The sequence below is a fragment of the Nocardia cyriacigeorgica genome, from assembly GCF_010858045.1.
Classification (GTDB): Bacteria; Actinomycetota; Actinomycetes; order Mycobacteriales; family Mycobacteriaceae; genus Nocardia; species Nocardia cyriacigeorgica_E.
The window spans coordinates 205,810-226,347 of the sequence record NZ_JAAGVC010000006.1 but is presented as its reverse complement, the minus strand read 5'-3'; the positions used below and the strand labels follow the sequence as shown (position 1 = coordinate 226,347).

19 protein-coding genes are annotated in these 20,538 nt (G+C 68.0%); 13 read left to right on the top strand and 6 right to left on the bottom strand.

Annotated elements, in window-relative coordinates; genetic code table 11:
• Positions 1 to 38: 38 nt before the first annotated feature.
• Positions 39 to 686, top strand: a complete 648-nt coding sequence (locus GV790_RS08785) for a TetR/AcrR family transcriptional regulator (RefSeq protein WP_163812387.1) — start codon at positions 39 to 41, stop codon at positions 684 to 686.
• A gap of 21 nt (positions 687 to 707) precedes the next feature.
• On the opposite strand, the gene GV790_RS08780 is transcribed toward GV790_RS08785, so the two are convergent.
• The 3 genes from GV790_RS08780 to GV790_RS08770 all read right to left on the bottom strand — a co-directional run bounded on the left by GV790_RS08780 (position 708) and on the right by GV790_RS08770 (position 4,259).
• Entirely contained in the window at positions 708 to 2,153 is a 1,446-nt protein-coding gene (locus GV790_RS08780) for a flavin-containing monooxygenase (RefSeq protein WP_163812385.1), read from the bottom strand.
• Between the two features lie 200 nt (positions 2,154 to 2,353).
• Positions 2,354 to 2,755: a MerR family transcriptional regulator gene (locus GV790_RS08775; RefSeq protein WP_163812382.1), complete on the bottom strand. Its 402-nt coding sequence runs from the start codon at positions 2,753 to 2,755 to the stop codon at positions 2,354 to 2,356.
• Position 2,756: 1 nt separating this feature from the next.
• Positions 2,757 to 4,259 (bottom strand): SulP family inorganic anion transporter, encoded by a 1,503-nt coding sequence (locus tag GV790_RS08770; protein WP_163812379.1) that lies wholly within the window; start codon positions 4,257 to 4,259, stop codon positions 2,757 to 2,759.
• A gap of 393 nt (positions 4,260 to 4,652) precedes the next feature.
• Here GV790_RS08770 and GV790_RS08765 point away from each other — a divergent pair, with 393 nt between their 5' ends.
• The 11 genes from GV790_RS08765 to GV790_RS08715 all read left to right on the top strand — a co-directional run bounded on the left by GV790_RS08765 (position 4,653) and on the right by GV790_RS08715 (position 16,204).
• The gene (locus tag GV790_RS08765; protein ID WP_163812377.1) at positions 4,653 to 6,329 is read left to right on the top strand and encodes a SulP family inorganic anion transporter; all 1,677 of its coding nucleotides are present in this window, start codon (positions 4,653 to 4,655) and stop codon (positions 6,327 to 6,329) included.
• An 87-nt stretch (positions 6,330 to 6,416) separates the two neighbouring features.
• Positions 6,417 to 7,082, top strand: a complete 666-nt coding sequence (locus GV790_RS08760; protein ID WP_163812375.1) for a GAP family protein — start codon at positions 6,417 to 6,419, stop codon at positions 7,080 to 7,082.
• Between the two features lie 122 nt (positions 7,083 to 7,204).
• On the top strand, positions 7,205 to 7,579 hold the full coding sequence (locus GV790_RS08755) for an SHOCT domain-containing protein (RefSeq protein ID WP_163812373.1): 375 nt from the start codon (positions 7,205 to 7,207) through the stop codon (positions 7,577 to 7,579).
• 86 nt (positions 7,580 to 7,665) lie between these two features.
• Complete coding sequence (locus GV790_RS08750; RefSeq protein ID WP_163812371.1) at positions 7,666 to 9,486, top strand: alkyl/aryl-sulfatase; 1,821 nt, start codon at positions 7,666 to 7,668, stop codon at positions 9,484 to 9,486.
• 343 nt (positions 9,487 to 9,829) lie between these two features.
• Positions 9,830 to 12,316 carry a LuxR C-terminal-related transcriptional regulator gene (locus GV790_RS08745; protein ID WP_163812369.1) on the top strand — a complete coding sequence of 829 codons (2,487 nt, stop codon included), beginning with the start codon at positions 9,830 to 9,832 and terminating at the stop codon, positions 12,314 to 12,316.
• A gap of 115 nt (positions 12,317 to 12,431) precedes the next feature.
• On the top strand, positions 12,432 to 12,638 hold the full coding sequence (locus GV790_RS08740; protein WP_014350714.1) for a hypothetical protein: 207 nt from the start codon (positions 12,432 to 12,434) through the stop codon (positions 12,636 to 12,638).
• Between the two features lie 11 nt (positions 12,639 to 12,649).
• On the top strand, positions 12,650 to 13,615 hold the full coding sequence (locus GV790_RS08735) for a DUF389 domain-containing protein (protein ID WP_163812367.1): 966 nt from the start codon (positions 12,650 to 12,652) through the stop codon (positions 13,613 to 13,615).
• An 89-nt stretch (positions 13,616 to 13,704) separates the two neighbouring features.
• Positions 13,705 to 14,118, top strand: a complete 414-nt coding sequence (locus GV790_RS08730) for a DUF7144 family membrane protein (protein ID WP_163812365.1) — start codon at positions 13,705 to 13,707, stop codon at positions 14,116 to 14,118.
• A gap of 3 nt (positions 14,119 to 14,121) precedes the next feature.
• A complete protein-coding gene (locus GV790_RS08725; protein WP_163812363.1) occupies positions 14,122 to 14,544 on the top strand; it encodes a DUF6325 family protein in 423 nt (140 codons plus the stop codon).
• Positions 14,545 to 14,574: 30 nt separating this feature from the next.
• Complete coding sequence (locus GV790_RS08720; protein ID WP_163812361.1) at positions 14,575 to 14,895, top strand: SHOCT domain-containing protein; 321 nt, start codon at positions 14,575 to 14,577, stop codon at positions 14,893 to 14,895.
• Between the two features lie 91 nt (positions 14,896 to 14,986).
• Positions 14,987 to 16,204, top strand: coding sequence for an AI-2E family transporter (locus GV790_RS08715; RefSeq protein WP_163812359.1), 1,218 nt, complete (start codon positions 14,987 to 14,989; stop codon positions 16,202 to 16,204).
• On the opposite strand, the gene GV790_RS08710 is transcribed toward GV790_RS08715, so the two are convergent.
• The 3 genes from GV790_RS08710 to GV790_RS08700 form a co-directional block, all read right to left on the bottom strand.
• Positions 16,201 to 17,913, bottom strand: coding sequence for a SulP family inorganic anion transporter (locus GV790_RS08710; RefSeq protein WP_280212418.1), 1,713 nt, complete (start codon positions 17,911 to 17,913; stop codon positions 16,201 to 16,203). The genes GV790_RS08715 and GV790_RS08710 overlap by 4 nt on opposite strands.
• Positions 17,910 to 18,569: a GAP family protein gene (locus GV790_RS08705; protein WP_163812356.1), complete on the bottom strand. Its 660-nt coding sequence runs from the start codon at positions 18,567 to 18,569 to the stop codon at positions 17,910 to 17,912. The genes GV790_RS08710 and GV790_RS08705 overlap by 4 nt, the downstream gene beginning before the upstream one ends.
• A 69-nt stretch (positions 18,570 to 18,638) precedes the next feature.
• Complete coding sequence (locus GV790_RS08700) at positions 18,639 to 19,049, bottom strand: DUF7144 family membrane protein (RefSeq protein ID WP_163812354.1); 411 nt, start codon at positions 19,047 to 19,049, stop codon at positions 18,639 to 18,641.
• A 346-nt stretch (positions 19,050 to 19,395) separates the two neighbouring features.
• Here GV790_RS08700 and GV790_RS08695 point away from each other — a divergent pair, with 346 nt between their 5' ends.
• Positions 19,396 to 20,439, top strand: coding sequence for an alpha/beta hydrolase (locus tag GV790_RS08695; RefSeq protein WP_163812504.1), 1,044 nt, complete (start codon positions 19,396 to 19,398; stop codon positions 20,437 to 20,439).
• Positions 20,440 to 20,538: the final 99 nt, after the last annotated feature.

Here is a 20,538-nt window from a genome sequence, read left to right as displayed (position 1 = left end):
TTAGACGGTTAGTAGTTCCACGTGTCAATATTGATGCCGTGACCAGACCGGGTGCGCCGCTGCCGAGCCTGCTCAGTCGTGCCATGACCCAGGTGCTCGGCGCGGTGCCCGGCGGCGACGACACCGACGCCAAGGTCCTCGACGCCGCCCTGCGGGTGCTGGCCCGCCGCGGCACCCGCGAGGCCACCATGGACGACATCGCCGCCGAATCCGGCGTCGGCCGCACCACCCTGTTTCGCCGCTACGCCAGCAAGGATCAGCTCTTCGAGCGCGCCCTCGCCCGCGATATGGGCCGCTTCCTCGACGATCTCGCCGAACGATTCACCGTCGTCACCGACCCCACCGAGCAGGTGGTCATCGGCTTCATCGCCGGTCTTGGCCTCGGCGATCACATCCTGTTCCGGGACGCGGACCAGGTACGCAGGGCCGAGCTGCTGCAGGCCCTCGGCCACGGCGACCCGTCACCGATCTCCCTCGGCTACAAGGCCGTTCGCGCCAATATCGCCAAAGCGCAGGCCGACGGGAAGATCCCGGTCCGCGATCCGGACGCGCAGGCCGACGCGCTGGTCCACCTGATGATCGGCTACCTCGCCGCGCCGAGCTTCGCCGTCGACCTCACCGATCCGGCGGCCGTGGAACGGCTGGCGCGCGCGGCCGTGGCGCCGATCCTCACCGGCACCATCTGATCAGGTCGGTCGACGCGGGGATCAGGACACGACCTCGAAATCGGCGGGATCGAACTTCGCCTGCGCCTTGTACTGGATCCCGAGCAACGGCCAGTTGGTGGTGATGCGGCCGTCGGGCTGGCGGTACCAGGACGAGCAGCGGCTCCACACGCTGCCGGAGAGCTCGCCCTGGATCCGCTCGTCGAAGGCCTGCTCGACCTCGGGGCGCACCGCCAGCGGGGCCCCGGCTCGGCCCAGGTGATCCACGTAGTCGGCCAGGTATTTCGCCTGCGCCTCGAGGAAGTAGATGATCGAGCCGCCGCCGGTATTGGTGTTGGGCCCGTACATGATGAACAGATTCGGGAAGCCCGGCACTGTCATGCCGTAGTAGGCGCGGGCGCCGTCCTTCCACTCCTCGTGCAGGTCGCGGCCACCGGCTCCGGTGATGGTCATCGGGGCGAGGAACTCGGTGGCCGTGAAACCGGTGCCCCAGATGATCACATCGGACTCGTGCTCGACCCCGTCGGCGGTGCGCACGCCCGATGGCGTGATCTCGCTGATGCGTTCGGTGCACAGCTCGGCATTGGGCTGGGTCAGGGCGGGCAGGTAGTCGTCGGAGAACAGGATGCGCTTGCAGCCCACCGGATAGTCCGGCCACACCTTCTCGAACAATCCCGGCTTCGTCTTGGTCTGCCTGCGCATATGCCACTTGGCGACCCCTCGGATCGCGGCGGCCAGCGGTTTGGCGTAGACCCATGCGACGCTGAGCCCCTCGACCACGGCGTACCAGGTGACCCGCTCGCCGAGTTCGGTCACCGGCGCCTTCTCGAAGACCTTGTGGTGCAGCGGGGAGAATTCCCGGTCCGGGCGCGGAACGATATAGGGCGCGGTGCGCTGGAAGACCGTCAGCCGCTCGACCAGCGGCTGGATCTGCGGGACGAATTGGATGGCGCTGGCGCCGGTGCCGATCACCGCCACCCGCTTGCCGGTCAGGTCGACGTCGTGGCGCCACCGCGCGGAGTGGAAGCTCGCGCCCGCGAATCGCTCGCGCCCGGCGATCTCCGGTAGCGACGGCCGCGCCAGCTGCCCGACCGCGGACACCACCACGTCGGCGGTGACCGCATCGCCGGTGCTCAACCGCACCGTCCACCGCCCGGTCGCGTCGTCGAACGCCGCGCCGAGCACCTCGATCCCGAATCGGATGTGGCGGCGCACGTCGTACTTGTCGGCGACGTCGCGCATATAATCCAGAATCGCCGGCTGCCGGGAGAACCGGTGCGGCCAGCGCGGATTCGGCTCGAAGGAGAACGAATAGAACGGTGAGGGCACATCGCAGGCCGCTCCCGGATAGGTGTTCTCCCGCCACACCCCGCCCACATCGTCGCCCTTCTCGAACACGACGATGTCGTCGAAGCCCCGCTTCTTCAACTCGATCACCGCGGCCAGCCCCCCGAAACCACTCCCGATGACCGCCACCTTCGGCCGCATTCCGGTTCCTCTCGCCGCGCCGTCCGAACATCTCCAGTGTTCAGCATTCCGGGGACCTCGCCCCCGTGTTCGACGGAAAATCGGCGATTCGGTCCTGGCCCTCGCTTGCGGTGGCGTTGCCCGCTGATTCCGGCAATGCGAGCTGGGCGAGACGCCCGCTGGCCTCTCCGGGCAACAGGGTGCGAGCGGGGCTCGGCTGGCTACTGCTCGATGCGAGCGCTGAGCAGCTCGGTGAACTCCTCGGCGTAGGCGAGCTGGCGGCGTAGTTTCGCGCAGCTGTCTTCGGCCTTGGCCCTGAGCTCGTGCACGGTCCCGGTGGCCAGGGCCCGCTGCTCGCGCCCCGATTCCGGGTCGGCGAGGGTGTCCAGCGCGTCGAGCAGTTCCTTCATCTCGGCCAGGGTGAAGCCCAGCGGCTTCATCCGGCGGATCACCAGCAGGCGGGTGACGTCCTCGGCGGTGTAGAGGCGGAACCCGCCGGCGCTGCGCGCCGACGGGGTCACCAGGCCCACCTCGTCGTAGTGGCGAATGGTCTTGATGGACAATTCGGTTCGTTCGGCGACCTGCCCGATCTGCAGGTGCGCGCGGGCGGTGGTCTCGCTCATCTCAATGGGCTCCGGCGAGATGGCCGGACAGGCGCTCACGGCGCTGCTCGGAGGCTTCGTTCAGGCCGATGATCTCGACGTTCTTGCCCTTGCTCGCGTACTTGGTGGTGATCGCGTCGAGGGTGGCGACGGTGGAGGCGTCCCAGATATGGGCTTCGGACATATCGATCACGATATTCCGCGGATCGCCGAGGTAGTCGAATTGGTAGACGAGGTCGTTGCTGGAGGCGAAGAACAACTCGCCGCGCACCTTGTACACCCGAGTGTCGTCGTCGGTGTCGCCTACCTCGGTCACGTCGGTGAAATGCGCGACCCGATGCGCGAACGCGACCATGGCGGTGAGCACGCCGACGATGACGCCGTAGGCCAGGTTGTGGGTGGCCACGGTGACCGCGACGGTCACCACCATCACGGTGGTCTCCGCGATCGGCATGCGGCGCAACGTCTTCGGTGCGATCGAATGCCAGTCCATGGTGCCGACCGACACCATGATCATGACCGCGACCAAGGCCGCCATCGGGATCAACGCGACGACATCACCCAGTCCTACCACCAGGACCAGCAGGAAGGCGCCGGCCAGGAAGGTCGAGATCCGGGTGCGCGCACCGGAGACCTTCACATTGATCATGGTCTGGCCGATCATCGCGCATCCGCCCATACCGCCGAAGAAGCCGGTGACGATATTGGCCACTCCCTGGCCCCAGCCCTCGCGGGTCTTGTCGGAGTGGCTGTCGGTGATGTCGTCGACCAGCTTGGCGGTCATCAGCGATTCGAGCAGCCCGACCAAGGCCATCGCCAACGCGTACGGCGCGATGATCTTCAGCGTCTCCACCGTCAACGGCACATTCGGGACCAGCAGTGCCGGCAGGCTCGATGGCAGTTCGCCCTCGTCGCCGACATTCGGCACATCCAACGCGAAAACGATCGTCGCCGCGGTCAGTGCCACGATCGCCACCAGCGGCGCCGGAACGACGGTGGTGAGTTTCGGCAGCACCACGATGATTACCAGCCCCACCGCGACCATCGGATACACCAGCCACGGCACCCCGAGCAGATGCGGTATCTGCGCCAGGAAGATCAGGATGGCCAGCGCGTTGACGAACCCGACCATCACGCTGCGTGGAATGAACCGCATCAGCTTGGCCACCCCGACCACGCTCAACACGATCTGCAACACGCCAGCCGAGATCACCGTCGCGATCAGGTAATCGAGCCCGTGCTCGCGCACCACCGGCGCGATCACCAGCGCGACCGCCCCGGTAGCCGCCGAGATCATGGCCCGCCGTCCACCGACGATGGCGATCGTGACGGCCATCGTGAACGAGGCGAACAACCCGACCCGAGGATCGACCCCGGCGATGATGGAGAACGAGATCGCCTCCGGGATCAACGCCAGCGCCACCACCAGGCCTGCGAGTACCTCGGTGCGCAACAACCGCGGGCTGCGCAGCGCGGCGAGCACCGAACCCTCGGTGTTTCGCACGGTGGGCACAGGTGTAGGCATCGGGACTCCAAAACGGGTCGAGGCGGCCGGCCGGACAGCGGTAGCAGGCGCTCGCGGACAAGTTCGCATGATGTGCGCAGCCGCCGAAACGCGGCACCGTCGGCGTTGACGGGCATGAGCGGCTCGCGACGGCTGAACCCTACCCTCCCGTACGGGTAGAGTCCGTCTCGGTGGGGTCATCAGTGGTGAGAGTCTCAATCGTCGGTGGTGGCCGCGAGCACGCGGCAGCCCACAACGGGCCGCCGATCCGGTGAGAGACGCTCACGACGACGGGTGCCATCGTTGCGTCCGGGTCACCCGCGGCGGGTGATGTGCGACGTCCCCGGGTCGGGTGACAGTCGAGCGGCGGCACTGCGGAAGGAGCCGACCATGTGCCACGGGAGCCACTGAATCGTGCGGAGGCTACCGCAGCGGTTGCGGGATCTGCTGCCCCGCGAGCGCATGCGGAAATCGGATGTGGTCGCGGGGTTGTCGGGTGCGATCGGCAGCGTTCCGGACGGGATGGCGGCGGGAGTGCTGGCGGGGGTGAGTCCGGTACACGGGCTGTACGCGAGTATGGCGGGACGGCTGTTCGGGAGCCTGTCGACCAGTACTCGGCTGATGGTGGTGACGGCGACGAGTGCCTCGGCCCTTGCCGCTGGATCGGCGCTGGTGGGCGTGGCACCGGAAGACCGGCCCGCCGCGTTGACCATGCTGACGATGATCTCGGGCATCACCATGATCGTCGCGGCGGTGCTGCGGCTGGGACGCTATACCCGCTTCGTCTCGCATTCGGTGATGACCGGGTTCCTGCTCGGTATCTCGGCGAATATCGTGTTCGGGCAGCTGGCCCAGCTCACCGGTGTCAGCGCGGACGCCGAGCTCGCGGTGGGCAAGGCGATACACGTCCTCACCCATCCCGGCCAGATCGATATCGCGTCATCGGTGATCGGGCTGCTGGCGTTCGGGCTGCTGGCCGGCATGGCCCGTACCCGCCTGCGTGTGCTCGGATCGCCGGTGGCGCTGATTCTGCCCACGCTGCTGGTGCTGGTGGCCGACTGGGACTCGGTGGCCAGGGTCTCGGATGTCGGCGCCATACCGACGGGATTTCCGCTGCCGCAGCTGCCGGACCCGACGGTGCTGTCGCCGTCACTGATGGCCGGCGCGGCAGCGGTGACGGTGATCGTGCTGGTGCAGGGTGCCGGGGTGGCGCAGTCGGTGCCGAATCCGGATGGCTCGCATTCCGAACCCGATCGCGATTTCACCGCCCAGGGCGTCGGCAATATCGCCGCGGCCCTGTTTCGCGGCATGCCGGTCGGTGGATCGGTCGGGCAGACGGCACTCAATGCCACGGCCGGCGCGCGCACCAGGTGGGGCGCGATCTGGTCCGGCGTATGGATGCTCGGCATTCTGGTGGTGTTCGCCCCACTGGTCGGTGCGGTTCCGATGCCGACGCTGGCCGCGGTCCTCATCATGGCGGCCTTCGGCGCGATGGATCCGGTACGGCTCTCGGCCATCTGGAGCAGCGGCTCCACCTCGCGCATCGCCCTCGCGGCCACCTTCCTTGCGACGCTGCTGCTGCCGGTCACCACGGCGGTGGGGATCGGCGTCGCGCTGTCGCTGATCTTGCAGCTGAACCGGGAAGCGATGGATCTGAAGGTGGTGCGGCTGCGCGTCGACGGTAGGCACCTGGTGGAAGAGCCGGCGCCGCGGCGGCTCAGCGACCGCCAGATCGTGATCCTCGATGTGTACGGGAGCCTGTTCTATGCCGGCGCACGCACATTGCAGGCGCGGCTGCCGGACCCGAAGGGCGCGGATGCGCCGACGGTGATCCTGCGGCTGCGCGGGCGCACCACGGTGAGCGCGACGTTCCTCGCGGTCGTCGCCGATTATGTGCGCCGTCTCGACGAGGTGGGCGGCGCACTGTATCTCAGCGGCGTCGACCCGCGCGTGCGCGATTTCTGGACCGACGATCTGCTCGACCGGCAGGGCGTGCGGCTGGAGTTCTTCCCGGCCACACCGACGGTCGGGGAGTCGACGCTGGCTGCCTACGCCGAGGCCCGGCTGCGCTCCCGCACACCCGGCGACTAGCGCTTTCACCCGCAACGAATGACGTCACTGCCCGCGCCTTCCCGATAGCGTGAGCTCCCGCGGTTGTCCCGGACGGAGGAGCCGACAATGGGCGAGCTGCTGCTGGTGCTGCTGCCGGAGATGACCGGGCTGGTCGTCACGCCGGGCGCGATCGCCGGATGCATCCTGCTGCTGCATTCGCGACAACCGGTCCGCAATGCGCTGGCCTTCGGCGGCGCGTTCTGCACGGTGTACGCGCTGATCGCGCTGTCGGCGCTGCTGGGCGGTGCTTCCGATCCGGGTGCCACCTCGAAGGGCGTCTCGCACGGGACGGGACTGGTGGTCGGTGTGCTGTTCCTGCTCACCGGCGCGTGGATCTGGTTGCGTAAACCGGTCTCCCGGCGCGCCGGTGACGAGCCGCCGAAGATGTTGCGGGAACTGCAGTCCAGCGGCCCGCGCCGGGCCTTCGTGATCGGCATCGCGCTGGCGGTGATCAACCCCAATCTGTTCCTGATGATGTCGGGTATGGCCGCGATCTCCAGCTCGGACGCGAGCCCGGGCGCGGCACTGCTGGCCACGCTCCTGCTGCTGTTCGCCGCGTCGCTGGATTTCCTCGTGCCGATCGGTGTGTTCGTGGTGCTGGGTGAGCGCGCCCAGCAGTGGCTCGACGCCCTGCAGATCTGGATGATCCGCAACACCAGGGTGCTGTCGCTGGCCGTGCTCTTCGGTTTCGGTGCGCTGTTCACCGTCCGCGGAATCGTCGACCTGCGGTGACCGCGGCACCGGACGCATTTCACCCGGGACGGGTGAACCGCGCGACCGCTCGCTGTCACTAGCGTCCGAAGCATTCGCTGCCGGCCGGCGTGGCCGGAGCTCGACAGGATCGGGGTTCGAGGATGTCGGTGTGGGAAGTGCTCTGGTTGATCGTGGTGAGTTTCGCGTTCATCGCGTACCTGCTGATGCTGTTCTTCATCATCGGCGACCTGTTCCGGGACCGGCAGACCTCGGGATGGGCGAAGGCGGCGTGGATCGTGTTGCTGTTCATCTTCCCGCTGCTCACCTCGCTGGTGTATCTCATCGTGCGGGGTAAGGGGATGTCGGAGCGGCAGGCGGCGGCGATCGATGAAGCTCAGGCGGCGCAGCAGCGATACATCAGGGAAACCGCGGGCACCAGTCCGGCGGCGCAGATCGCCGATGCGCGCAAACTGCTGGAGGACGGCACGATTTCGCAGGCCGAGTTCGATCAGCTGAAAGCCAAGGCGCTCGCCTGAGAATGCCGGAGATCCGTACGGATAACGCTTCGGGCACAGGCGAATTGCGGAACGGGCATCCATTCACACATTCGAGGTGACTACGCATGACCACACATCTGGACTTCGACGACACCACCGACTTCGATAATGCCGACCGCGGTTTCATCGAGGCGCTGGAATCGACCGAGCTGCGCGCCACCGACGGCCGGATGATCTGGGACAACGGCGCCTACAAGTTCCTGTCCGGCGAATGCCCGCCGACGGCGAACCCGAGTCTGTGGCGGCAGGGCCAACTATGTAACAAGCAGGGGCTGTTCGAGGTCACCGAGGGCATCTACCAGGTCCGCAACGTCGACCTGTCCAACATGACGTTGATCGAGGGCCGTACGGGCGTCATCGTCATCGACCCGCTGATCTCGACGGAGACCGCCGCGGCCGCCTTGGCGCTGTACCGCAAATGCCGGGGCGATCGTCCGGTGACGGGCTTGATCTACACCCACTCGCACGTCGACCATTTCGGTGGTGCGCGCGGGGTGGTGCCGGAGGGGCACGCGCCGGTGCCGGTGTTGGCGCCCAGTGGTTTTCTGGAACACGCGGTCAGCGAGAACGTCTACGCGGGCAACGCCATGACCCGGCGTGCGATCTACATGTACGGCGCCGGCCTGGACAAAGCGCCGGATGGCCAGATCGGCTGCGGCCTCGGCATGACGACCTCGCTCGGCACCGTCACGCTGATCGCGCCGACGGTCGATATCACCCGTACCGGCCAGGTCGAGGAGATCGACGGGGTGCGGATGGTCTTCCAGCTCACCCCCGGCACGGAAGCACCGGCCGAGATGAACTTCCTGTTCCCGGATCGGCGCGCGCTGTGCATGGCCGAGAACTCCACCCACAATATGCACAACATCCTGACGCTGCGTGGGGCGCTGGTGCGGGACAGTCGCGTCTGGGCGCGCTATCTGGACGAGGCCATAGCGTTGTTCGGCGACAAGGCCGATGTCGCCTTCGCCTCGCATCATTGGCCCACCTGGGGTAGCGAGAGCTGGATCGAGCTGCTGGCCGTGCAGCGGGATATGTACGCCTACATGCACGATCAGACCCTTCGGTTGACCAATCGCGGCCTGACCGGCACCGAGATCGCCGAAACGCTCTCATTGCCCCCCGTGCTCGACCGGGCCTGGGCGAACCGTGGCTACTACGGTTCGCTGAACCACAATGTGAAGGCGATCTACCAGCGCTATATGGGTTGGTTCGATGGCAATCCCGCGCACCTGTGGCAACATCCGCCGGAAGAACTCGCCAAGCGATATGTCGCCGATTACGGCGGTGTGGATGCCGTGCTCGCCAAGGCCAGGGACTATGCCGAGGCCGGGGATCTGCGTTTCGCCGCCACCCTGCTCGATCACGCGGTGTTCGCCGAGCCCGGCAACGATTCGGCGAAGCAGGCACTGGCCGCGGTGTACGAGAAGCTGGGATACGGTGCGGAGAACGGAACGTGGCGCAATTTCTTCCTGGTCGGTGCACAGGAATTGCGGCAGGGGGTGACAGCCACGCCGGTTCAGACGTCCGACCCGGAGATGATGTCCGCGCTCACGGTGGACATGCTCATCGACTCGCTGGCGGTGCGCGTCGACGGCCCGCGGGCCGCCGAGAGCGGGTTCACCATGGACTGGAAGCTGACCGATGAGAATCGCGTCGTCCGGCTGACCCTCTCCAACGGTGCGCTCACCCACCGCACCGGAACCGACGATGCGCCCTTGCGGGGTTCGGCGGACCTGACGCTGACCATGACCAAACCGCAGCTGGTGAACCTGGTGCTCGGCAAGAGCGAGGGCGTCGCGTTCGACGGCGACCATGCGGTGCTGTCCACTCTGGTCGGGCTGCTCGACACGCCGGATCCGCGGTTCCCGATCGTCACGCCATAACAGCCTCCGCACCGGGCCCGCCGCCGCTGCCGCCGACGGTGGGCCCGCTGCTGTGCGCCGGAAATGTTCATACGGTCATGGGATGATGCGGAATCGAAATCGGCACGGCAAATTTGAAAGGGCAACGTTCCGGTAAACTCCAGCGCGAGCAGTGGTCCGAAGCTAGTGGGTTGCACCTTGTCGCATCGGAGGCCTGATGGCTGGTTCGAACGACCTCGATACGCACCATCATGCCGAGCCCGTAGCGGCCACCTCGGACATTCCTTCCTTGCCGTTCACGCCTATTCCACGGCCAGCGCTGCTTTATCAGCTGGATGAATTCGCCAGCACCGGGACCGGCCGTGTGCTGTTGATTTGCTCTCCGGTCGGCAGCGGTAAGACCGTCCTGCTCGCCGACTGGACCGCACGGACGGCGCGGAGCCTGCCCGGCACACCAACGATGGCCTGGGTGACGATCACCGAGCAGCGCTACACACTGGACGGACTGTGGGCCGACCTGCGCGCCCGGCTCGGCTTGGCGCCGCCGGTGGCGGCGGCGCTGCGGACACCGGTCGCCCGGGCCACCGAACTCGTGGCCGATCTCGAGCGATCCGGCCGGCGGGCCGTGGTCGTCATCGACGACGCCCATCTGATCACCGACCCGATGACCCTTGCCGGTCTGGAGTACTTCCTACGGCATCTTCCGTCGCGGGTCGCGGTGGTGCTCTGCGCGCGTTTCGACCCGCCGATCCGGTGGCATCTGCTCGAGCTCGAGTCGCGGCTGGCCCGCTGGGGCGCTGAGGAACTCGCGCTCTCCGCCGATGATGCCGCGCGGCTGTGCCTGGAGCACGGGTGCGAGCTGGCCGACGCCGAACTGGCCACGCTGATGGAGCTCACCCACGGCTGGGCGGCGCTGATCCGGATCGCGGCGATCTACCTGGCCGCCCATCCGGGCGATTACCGCACCGCGCTCGCCGTGCTCGCCCGGATGCCCAATTCCATCTCCGACCTCCTGGCGGGTGAACTGATCGACGCGTTGGCGCCCGCCCTGCGCCAGTTCCTCACCCAGACCAGCATGCCGGTGGAGTTCACCGAACGGATGGCCGACGAACTGGTCGGCGGCGGGGCCGCGTACTGGCTGCACGAACTCGAGCGGATCAGTTATCCGCTCACCGCGAAGGTGCGCGAGGGCAGGGTCTGGTACGCCTATCACCCGTTCCTGCGCGGCTATTTCCTGGCCGAGGTGAACCGGCTCGGCGCGGGATACCACGACGACCTGCGAGTGCGCACCGCGCAGTCGCTGCTGGCCGCGGGCGAATCCACACAGGCATGGGCGCAGCTGACCGAGGTGTCCGAACCACGCCATCTGCTGGAATTCCTGTCCGCGCACGGGGTGTCGGAGGTCATCGCCGGCGGCGGGCCCGCAGTGTTCGATGCGCTGCGGCGCGCGGGTTCGGCGGTGCTCGACGACCCGTTCCTCCTGCTGTTGCGCGCCATCGATGCCCTGCTCAGTGGCGATCTCGCCGCGGCGGTGGCCTTCCGAGAGGCATTGGGCGGCCGACCAGGACCCAGTGCCTCGCTGGCCGAGCCCGAGGTGGTGGACGCACTCATCGACGCGGTGGACGCGGAGATCGGGGTGGCCACCGCGGACTCCGCCACCGCGCTGGTGCCACCGCCACCGACCCCGGTGCAGCCGCCGGAGGTGCAGTGCTATCTCGCCATCGCCGCGGCCACCGTCCAGATCATGGGCGACAACGTCGCCGTGGGCGAGGAGCGCATGCGGGCCGCGCTGGCCCTCGCGCAGTCCTCCGGCCATCCGCGACTGCATCTGCGCGCCGTCACCCGGCTGGCCACGGCCTCCGGCCGCACGGGAGCCATTACCGCCATGCGCCGCCGCGCCGGCCGGGCGATCGCCCTCGCCCGCGAATACCAGCTCACCCACACCCCCGACGCCGCGCACGCGGTCGCGCTCGAGGTGTTCGGCGCCTACCTCCAAGGGGAGGTGCCGGAGTCCGGCCTCGCCATCGGCCTGCTGACCGAATCCGCCGGCATCGACGGGCAGACCGCGCCTGCCGGTGGGCTGCCGGCCCAGATCGTCGGCACACTGGCCGCTTTCGACAGCGCCGCCGACCGCCGCCCGACCGCCGATCTGCTCCGCAGCGCCACCATCGACATGCTCGGTACCCATCCGTCGGCGGCGATCAGCGGTGGGCTGATCCCGCATGTGGTCTGGGTGCTGCTGCATGTGCAGGAACCGCGCACCGCGCATCTGCTCACCGAGCAGGCCAGGGCCGTGCTCGGCGAGATCCCGGAAACCGTCGTCGCCACCGCGGCGGTCGCCGTCGCGGCGCATCGGTCCAAAACCGTGATCGGGCTGGTCGAGCCACTGCTCGCGACCAGCGAGCCGCATCCGGTGCAGGCGGTCGCCGCATGGTTGCTGTGCTCCTGCGCCCACGCCGAGCTCGGTAATGCGACCAAGTCGATCGAGGCACTGAAATCCGCGGTCCGCATCGCCGCAGCCGACCAGATCGCGCGACCGTTTCTCGACGTTCCCGGTGTACTGAAGCAATTGGATGAATTCGCCGGAAGTTTCGGCCCCGACGAGGATTTCGTGGATTTCGTCCGGCACAATCCGGCCGCCGCCCGTGCGCACCGGCATCCCGCGCTCACCGAGACCCAACAGCGCATTTTGGGACAATTGCCGTCGGGCCGCACCACCCAGCAGATCGCGGCCGATCTGGGGGTCTCGATCAATACCGTGAAAACGCATCTGCGCGGCATCTACGCCAAGCTCGGCGTCAATTCCCGCACCGACGTGCTCGCCGAGGCCCGCCGCAGCGGACTGCTCTGATCGGAGTTCACCCGCAAGGGATGAGGCCACCTGTGCCCGGTCCGACCACACTCGGGGCGGTAGTCGATGAATCCGCCAGGGGAGGACAGCACATACGGAGGGAGGCCGCGCCCCGATGCCGATCCGCTACGAGTTCATCCTGGACGGGGAGCTGTCCGAACGCGCGCTGGCCGCCTTCCCCGAACTCACCCCAGGGCGACATCGACAGGGCACGACCGTGCTGTACGGGCCGCTGACCGGACCGACCGCGATGCGCACCATCCTCGCGCGCATCGACAACCTCGGGCTCACCCTGCTCGAGATGCGGCAATTACCCGATTGAAGGGAGCGGCCATGCATCTGCTGGTCCCCGCAGGTCAGCGGCGCACGCTCGACGAGCTCACCGATCGGCTCGATCTCGGCGTGGGCGAATCGGCGACGAAACGATCGGCATTCTGGATCATGCTCACGCTCTCGGGAATCATCGCCGCCTCCGGCGTGGTCGGCGATTCCACCGCGACCGTCATCGGGGCGATGATCGTCGCGCCGCTGTCGGTGCCGATCCTCGGGGTGGGACTCGGCATCGCCGCCGGACGCGGACCGCTGATCGCGCGCAGCCTGCTGCTGGTGCTGGCGGGCATCGTGCTGGTGGTCTTCGTCGGGTTCCTGTTCTCGCAGGTGCTGCCGAATCCCACGAATGTGCTGTCCAATTCGCAAGTGGTGGGCCGCACTTCGCCGAAGCTGATGGATCTGACCGCGGCATTGGCCACCGGACTGGTCGGCGTCATCGCCATCATCCGCCGCGACGTCGGCGACGTGCTGCCCGGCGTCGCGATCGCGATCTCGCTGGTGCCGCCGCTGGCCGTGGTCGGGGTATGCCTCGGCTCCGACGCACCCGGTCTCGCGCTCGGCGCGTTCGTGCTGTTCGCCTCCAACATGGTCGCGATGATCATCACCGCGACCCTGGTGCTCGTCGCGACCGGATACGCCCGCGAAGCCGGCACCGCGGCGGTGCGCCGGGGCCGGGCGTACGCGGTGCTGGCAGCGGGACTGATCCTGGTGGCGGTGCCGATGGTGGTGAACTCCTTGTCGTCGCTGTGGGCCGACCAGATCGCCGACGCGGCCAGATCCTGGCTGGCGGGAGTGCCCGGCGCCCAGGTCACCGACGTCAGCCTGCACAACGACGCGGCCACCATCCACGTGCTGGCGCGCGAACAGCTGCCTCCGGTCGAGGAGCTCGAGCGGACGGTGCGCGATCTGGTGCCATGGCATCCCGACGTCGTCATCGTGCACACCGTCGGCGGCCGCATCATCCGGTAGTGCCCGGGTTCATCCGTTTCGGGTGACGCGCCGCCCGCCCGCGCTACGGCATACCTGTACTACGGCCGATCACCGAGAAAGGGCTGGCCATGACACACATGACTGAACCCGCGCGCAATCCGGTCCGCCAGGGCGTCGCCGCGGTCACCACGATCGCCGCCGCGCTGCTGCTGCTCGTCCTCGGCGTACTGTCCATCGTGGAGGGCGTCTCCGCGGTCGCCGACGACGAATTGTTCATCGAGGGACCGGAATACACCTACCGGTGGGACCTGACCACCTGGGGCTGGATCCACATCGTGCTGGGCGCGCTGATCGCCGTCACGGCACTGGCGCTGATGACCGGAGCCGTCTGGGCCCGCGTCGTCGCGGTGTTCCTCGCGGGCTTGTCCATCGTCGCGAACTTCCTGTGGATCCCGTACTACCCATGGTGGTCGCTGCTGCTCATCGCCTTGAACATCGTGGTCATCTGGGCGGTGTCCACCTGGCGCACCGGAACGGTATAGCCCATGTCGAACGCAGCTGAACTCGGACCGGTGGAAATGGTCGTGGTCTCGTTTCCCGGTACCAGGGTGGATACGACCGTGCGGGCCGAGCTGGCGGCGGTGGTCGACGCCGGCTACGTCACCGTGCTCGACCTCATCTACCTCGCGATGGATGAGGGCGGGGCCGTCCGCCAGATCGAGGTGGACGAATCGCTGGCCGAGACCGGACTCGACGGCCTCACCGTCGATCCGCGCGGCTTGGTCAGCGATGCCGATCTCGATGTCGTCCGGGATGCGATGGACCCGGGCACCTCGGCGGTGGTGATCGTGTACGAGCAGACGTGGGCGCGCACGCTGGCGGGCACAGTGCGCGGCGCGGGCGGTGAGGTCGCGCTGCATGTGCAAATTCCCCGCGATGCCGTCGACGCGGCGCTGTCGGTCCAGTAGCGGGTCATCGATCGAAAGAGGAGGACGGCAATGGTTTTTCGTGGCGGACGGGTCGGGCGCCCGGGGTTGTTGGGAACTGTCGCGCGGACCGCGGTGATCTCCGGAACCGCACGGGCGACGGCCAACGCCGTGGATCGCCGTGCCCAACGGCGTGCGGCCGAAAGCCAGGCCTACGCCGCCCAACAGCAGGCACCACCACCACCGCCATCACCGCCGATGCCCGCACCCGCGCCCGCGGCCGGCGGGGGCGAGGACCTGGTGGCGAAACTTCAGCAGCTGGGTCAACTGCACGATTCCGGCGTGCTGTCCGACGACGAGTTCGCCGCGGCGAAGCGGCAATTGCTGGGTTGACTTCGCCGATTCGCCCGAACGGGACCGCATGCGCAGGAGGCCGAGCTGCGCGAGGTCGTCGCCAACTGAACGCGTGCCGAGGAGGTCGCCCATGGGAGCCGAGGGTTCGCCGGTGGCGGCTGGTGCGCCGTCCACGATGTGGTCGATTCCGCGTGGGCTGATCGTGTTGCTGGCCGTGGCCGGCGCGGTGGTCGCAGTCGCGGGGGCCAAGGTGTTCGCGGGGATCCTCGGCCCCGTCTTCCTCGCCCTGATGCTCACCATAGCGGTGCAGCCCGTGCAGGGGTGGGCGCGCAAGCGCGGCTGGCCGGCTTGGCTCGGCATGGTGGCCGCGGTGGTGGCGGTGGGCGCGATCATCGTCGGGCTGATCGGAGCGCTGATCGTCTCGGCGGCCCAGTTGGCCACCGAGTTACCGAAATACACCGACAACCTCGACGACCTGCTGGCCGGGGTACGGAATCTGCTGGCCGGCGCCGGGGTGGACCACGATCGGATCAACACGGCCACGAGCAGCGTCGATCTGGGCAAACTCGTCCGCTACCTCGATGACGTGCTGGCCGGACTGCTCGGGGTGTTCTCCAACCTGTTCTTCGTGCTCGCCCTGCTGCTGTTCATGGCCGTCGACGGCATGACGATCGGCAGGCGGATGCGGCTGGTGCGGCGAGCGCGCCCCGATATCGCCTTCGCGCTGTCACGTTTCGTGCACGGCACCCGCACCTACCTGCTCGTCTCCACGGTGTTCGGGTTGATCGTCGCCGTCCTCGATGGTGGCGCGCTGTGGTTGCTCGGTGTGCCGCTGCCGGTACTGTGGGCGATCTTGTCGTTCATCACCAACTACATCCCCAATATCGGCTTCGTCATCGGGTTGATCCCGCCCGCGCTGCTGGCGCTGCTCGACGGCGGTCCGATGGCGATGGTGTGGGTGATCGTGGTCTACAGCGTCATCAATTTCGTGATCCAGTCGATCATCCAGCCCAAATTCGTCGGTGACGCGGTGGGTTTGAGCGTCACGGTGACCTTCCTATCGCTGGTGTTCTGGTCCTGGGTGCTCGGTGCGCTCGGTGCGCTGCTGGCGATCCCGTTGACGCTGCTGGTGAAGGCGCTGCTGCTCGACATCGACCCCTCGACCCGCTGGGTCGATGCGTTGATCGGCGGTGCCTCCGGCGACGACGAAGACGCGGTGCCCACCCCGGACGAGTCCGTGAAATCCGGTGCCGGCGGGCAAGCGCCACCTGCGGCCACGGCGCCGCCGAGCGAACCGGCTTCTCCCACACCCGATTCGGAGCGAGGCGAGCCGCCGTCGAACCGCTAACGGCGATCGAGATCATCGACAGCCGCGCGCACCGTCGGATACACCGGCACCGGCTCGGAACCGGAAATCGAGCGCGCCAGCGCATCTCGGAACTGCCCGACATCGCGCGCCACCGCGAAATCGATACGGCGCCGCGCCAGCACGGTCCGCAGCTCCGCCAGCATCTGCGCGGCGCTGACGTCGATGACGGGCGAGGTCTCGGCGTCGAGTACGACGAGCTTGGTGCGATCGGTGCACTGCGCCTCGATGTGCTGTTTGACGTAATCGGCGTTGGCGAAGAACAACCCGGATTCCACACGCACCACCAGCACATCGGGCCTGCGCTCGAGCTCCGGATGGCGTTCGGCGTCTACCCAGCGGGAGCCGTCCTTGGCCAAGGTCGCGATATGCGGTTGTGAGGTGCGATAGAGCAGCAGCAGCATCGACACTCCGATACCGATGACCAGGCCGGGGAGAGTGTCGAACAGCAGCACCCCGGCCATCGCCGCGATGGCGGCCAGGAAATCGGCGCGGGCGGCGTGGCCGTAGATGCTGCCGAGCCGGGCGGTCCAGACCCGGTAGAGGCGGCGCAGCGCGGCGATATCGACGAGCTCGATGACGGCGGCGATCACCACACCGGCCAGCGTCGCTTCCGGTAGCTTCTCGAACAGCCCGGTCAGAAACAGCAGCGTCAGCACCACGAGTGCCGCCACGACGAGCCCGCTGAGCTGGGTCCTGGCGCCCGCGCTGCCGTTGACGGCGGTCTTGGACAGGCTGCCGTTGACCACCATGCCCGAGCTGAGCCCGGATCCGAGATTGGCCGCGCCGAGTCCGAACAGCTCGCGGTTCGCGTCGACCTCGTAACCGGCTTTGGCTGCATAGGTTTTCGCTGCGCCGAGCCCTTCGGCGAACCCGATCAGCAGCACCCCGACCGCGGGTCCGAGCAGGTCGATGAGGTCACTCGCGCCGACCCCGTCCGGCAGGCCGACCGACGGCAGTCCGGCGTCGATGTGCCCGACGATGGCCACCCCGTGCTCATCGAGCCCGAAGACCGTGACCGCGCCGATGCCGAGCAGCACCGCCAGCAGCGAGCCTGGCACCAGTGGCAGCCAGCGTTTGAGCCCCAGTACCACCGCGAGCGACAGTGCGCCGATCAGCAGCGTGCGCCACTGGGTATCGCCGAGGTGCCGGATGACGCCCCACGCCTGCTCGAAGAAATTGCCGTGTTCTTTCTCGATGCCGAACAGTTTCGGCACCTGGCCGATGATGATCGTCAGCGCGAGCCCGACGATGAATCCCTTCAACACCGGTTCGGAGATGAAGGAGGCGATGAAGCCCAGCTTGATGAGCCCGGCGATCAAACCGACGATGCCGGTGGCGATGGCCAGCGCGGTCGACAACGCGACGAAGCGCGCGCCGTCACTGCCGGCCAGCGGCGCGATGATCGCCGCCGACAGCGCCGCTGTCGCCGACATCGGGCCGACCACCAGATGCCGGGAACTGCCCGCCAGCGCGTACAGCACCAGCGAGGGGACCGCGGCGTACAGCCCCACCACCGGCGGCACCCCGGCGATGGAGGCGTAGGCCAGGGCTTCGGGGACCAGCACCGCCCAGACCGTCAGCCCGGCGAGTACGTCCGGGCGCAGCCAGCCGCGCTGGTAGTGCTGCAACGAGAGGAACACCGGCCAGGTGCGGGCCGGTGCTCTCGTCTCGCTCGGGTCGGCCGTCACAATCCGCCGATGCCCTTCCCGAGCACCACCGCGCCCATGATCAGCAGCACGATGGCCATCACGATGTGGTTGTTGGCCTGGAGCCAGGCCTTCATGGTGTCGAGCCCGCCACGGAGCGTGTCGGCGGCCACCGCGTAGCCGATGACGGGCACCAGCACGGTCGAGCCCGCGAGAACGGTGAAGATCACGACCGCCAGGACAACGCCGCCGGCCGAGAGCCCGGCCGTTCCGATGACGACGCCAGCGGACAGGCACAGCAGCAGGTTCTTCGGGTTCACCGCCGACAGCAGCACGCCGAGCCCGACCGCTTTACCGAATCCGAACTCGTCGATGGCCTGCATCCAACCCGGTACGGCGGTATCGGCGCGATCGAGCCATTGTTTGGCGGCGAGCCCGATCAGCAGGACGCCCAGGACGATCTTGATCCAGGAGGCGGCCGCTGACGGTTGGTCGTCGGTGGAATCGCTCAGGCTGCCCGACAGCGCGACGACGATGCCGGTGACCACGACGATGCCGACAACCCAGCCGAGCCCGAATCCGGTACTGGTCTTGCCCGCGTTGGCGGACAACAGCATCAAGATGGCCGCGACGATCGGGATCGGTGAGATCGCCACACCGACGGCCAACGGCAGCAGATCTCCGATTACGGCACCCATACCGTCAACCTAGGGATCTGCTGCCGCCACCGCGTCACACGGCGAGGGTGAAATCGCGGTCCCCGCACGTCACATCCGATCGGGGTTCCAGGTGGTCACCGCCCAGATGACGACGATGTTCAGCGCGATGATCAGGATCGACCACAGCGGGTAGTAGGGCAGCCACAGGAAGTTGGCGATGATCGACAGCGCCGCGATGGTGACCGCGGCGATGCGTCCCCAGGTGGTGCCCGACATCAGGCCGATCGCGCTGACCACCAGGACGATGCCGAGGATGATGTGGATCCAGCCCCAGGTGGTGGTATCGAATTCGTAGACATATTCGATGCCGACGACGAACAGCTGGTCCTCGGCGACCGCGGAGATGCCCTGGAGGATCGACAGCACACCAACGGTGAGCAGCAGAATCGATGCGCCGATGGAGGTCCCCGCCGCGAAGCCCTGCTTGACCGGAGAGTCGGTTTCAGTGGAGTGCGACATCGTTCATCCCTTCGTGGGGTGCGGATAGTGATCCGAATGTGCCCGATTCGATGCGTCTCCGCTTCACCCGTCGAGGGTGATGACCGGCCCGATCCGGCGCGCCGACGTCGACGATGAGACGCCGCCCCGGGCCCGTACTCGGATCGGGCCCCGTTGTCGCTGGTACCAGCGCCGCGTCGGCCCGTTTGGGTGTGGACCCAAACCTGGGTCGATCTGTCTCGGATCCCGGGGCGCCGGTCGTAGCCTCGGCCGCACGAAGGCCCATCCGAGACGATCGTGAGGTTCCCGAGTGGATGTCCGCACCGGCGGCCGGGACCGCCGCACCCGCCTGCGCGGCTCACCGCTGCTGGTGCTGACGCTCGCGCTGGCGCTCGGCGGATCGCAGGGCCAGGCGACGGGTGCCCCCGGCCCGCCCGCCGATCCGCCGTTCCCGGTGCGCGCGATGGACGCCGCCAGGCCGGCGGACAACGGCTCACGGCTGCTCACCGCGCAGCACGGTCCAGGGCGCGTCGTGGATCTGACGGTCCATTCCGCTGCGATGGGTAGGCCCATCACGGTCGAAGTGCTTCCGGCTGCCGATGCTTCGCGGCCCGCGCCGACGCTGTATCTGCTCAACGGCGTCGACGGCGGTGACGAGAACGGCGCGTGGACCGAGAGCAAGAATTGGTTCACCACCACCGACGCCGTGGAGTTCTTCGCCGGCAAGCAGGTCAACGTGGTGATGCCGGTCGGCGGTAGCGCCAGCTTCTACACCGATTGGCGCGCCGACGATCCCCGGCTCGGACGCAACCGCTGGACGACCTTCCTCACCGAAGAGCTGCCGCCGGTGATCGACTCCGCGTTCACGACCACCGGCGTCAATGCGGTGGCGGGCTTGTCGATGGCCGCCGCCGCGGTCTTCCAGCTGGCGATCGAAGCCCCGAAGAAGTTCCGCGCCATCGCCTCCTACAGCGGCTGTGTCCGCACCAGCGACCCGCGCGGCCGGGCGCTGGTCACCGCCGTCGTGCTGGGCAAGCAGGGCGATCCCGCCAAGATGTGGGGGCCGCCGTCGGACCCGCTGTGGGCGGCCAACGATCCCTACCTACGCGCCGAAGAGCTGCGCGGCACCGCCATCTACGTCGCCACCGGCACCGGCCGGCCGGGCCCGCTGGATGCCCTCGACGGTCCGGGAATCCACGGCGACCCGGGGAAACTCGCCGATCAGATCGTGCTCGGCGGCATGCTGGACGCGGTCGCCCATACCTGCACCGAGCAGTTGCGTGACCGGCTGCGCGAGTTGAACATTCCCGCCACCGTCGACCTCCGGCCCAGCGGCACCCACTCCTGGGGCTACTGGCAGCAGGACCTGCACCATTCGTGGCCGATGATCGAGGCCGCGATCACCGAGTGAGGGCACTTCGCTCGACGGGGATGGCCCCCGGGAAGGCGGGAGAGCTGGTCGGCGGCCGGATTCGGAGAGCGGCCTGCCCGGCGCACGCGCGATGGCTGT

What these genes read in the sequence shown, in the direction of transcription:
- GV790_RS08780 (WP_163812385.1), bottom strand. Translation starts at nt 2,153, where the DNA reads ATGCGGCCGAAGGTGGCGGTCATCGGGAGTGGTTTCGGGGGGCTGGCC.
- GV790_RS08775 (WP_163812382.1), bottom strand. Translation starts at nt 2,755, where the DNA reads ATGAGCGAGACCACCGCCCGCGCGCACCTGCAGATCGGGCAGGTCGCC.
- GV790_RS08770 (WP_163812379.1), bottom strand. Translation starts at nt 4,259, where the DNA reads ATGCCTACACCTGTGCCCACCGTGCGAAACACCGAGGGTTCGGTGCTC.
- GV790_RS08760 (WP_163812375.1), top strand. Translation starts at nt 6,417, where the DNA reads ATGGGCGAGCTGCTGCTGGTGCTGCTGCCGGAGATGACCGGGCTGGTC.
- GV790_RS08755 (WP_163812373.1), top strand. Translation starts at nt 7,205, where the DNA reads ATGTCGGTGTGGGAAGTGCTCTGGTTGATCGTGGTGAGTTTCGCGTTC.
- GV790_RS08750 (WP_163812371.1), top strand. Translation starts at nt 7,666, where the DNA reads ATGACCACACATCTGGACTTCGACGACACCACCGACTTCGATAATGCC.
- GV790_RS08740 (WP_014350714.1), top strand. Translation starts at nt 12,432, where the DNA reads ATGCCGATCCGCTACGAGTTCATCCTGGACGGGGAGCTGTCCGAACGC.
- GV790_RS08735 (WP_163812367.1), top strand. Translation starts at nt 12,650, where the DNA reads ATGCATCTGCTGGTCCCCGCAGGTCAGCGGCGCACGCTCGACGAGCTC.
- GV790_RS08730 (WP_163812365.1), top strand. Translation starts at nt 13,705, where the DNA reads ATGACACACATGACTGAACCCGCGCGCAATCCGGTCCGCCAGGGCGTC.
- GV790_RS08725 (WP_163812363.1), top strand. Translation starts at nt 14,122, where the DNA reads ATGTCGAACGCAGCTGAACTCGGACCGGTGGAAATGGTCGTGGTCTCG.
- GV790_RS08720 (WP_163812361.1), top strand. Translation starts at nt 14,575, where the DNA reads ATGGTTTTTCGTGGCGGACGGGTCGGGCGCCCGGGGTTGTTGGGAACT.
- GV790_RS08715 (WP_163812359.1), top strand. Translation starts at nt 14,987, where the DNA reads ATGGGAGCCGAGGGTTCGCCGGTGGCGGCTGGTGCGCCGTCCACGATG.
- GV790_RS08705 (WP_163812356.1), bottom strand. Translation starts at nt 18,569, where the DNA reads ATGGGTGCCGTAATCGGAGATCTGCTGCCGTTGGCCGTCGGTGTGGCG.
- GV790_RS08700 (WP_163812354.1), bottom strand. Translation starts at nt 19,049, where the DNA reads ATGTCGCACTCCACTGAAACCGACTCTCCGGTCAAGCAGGGCTTCGCG.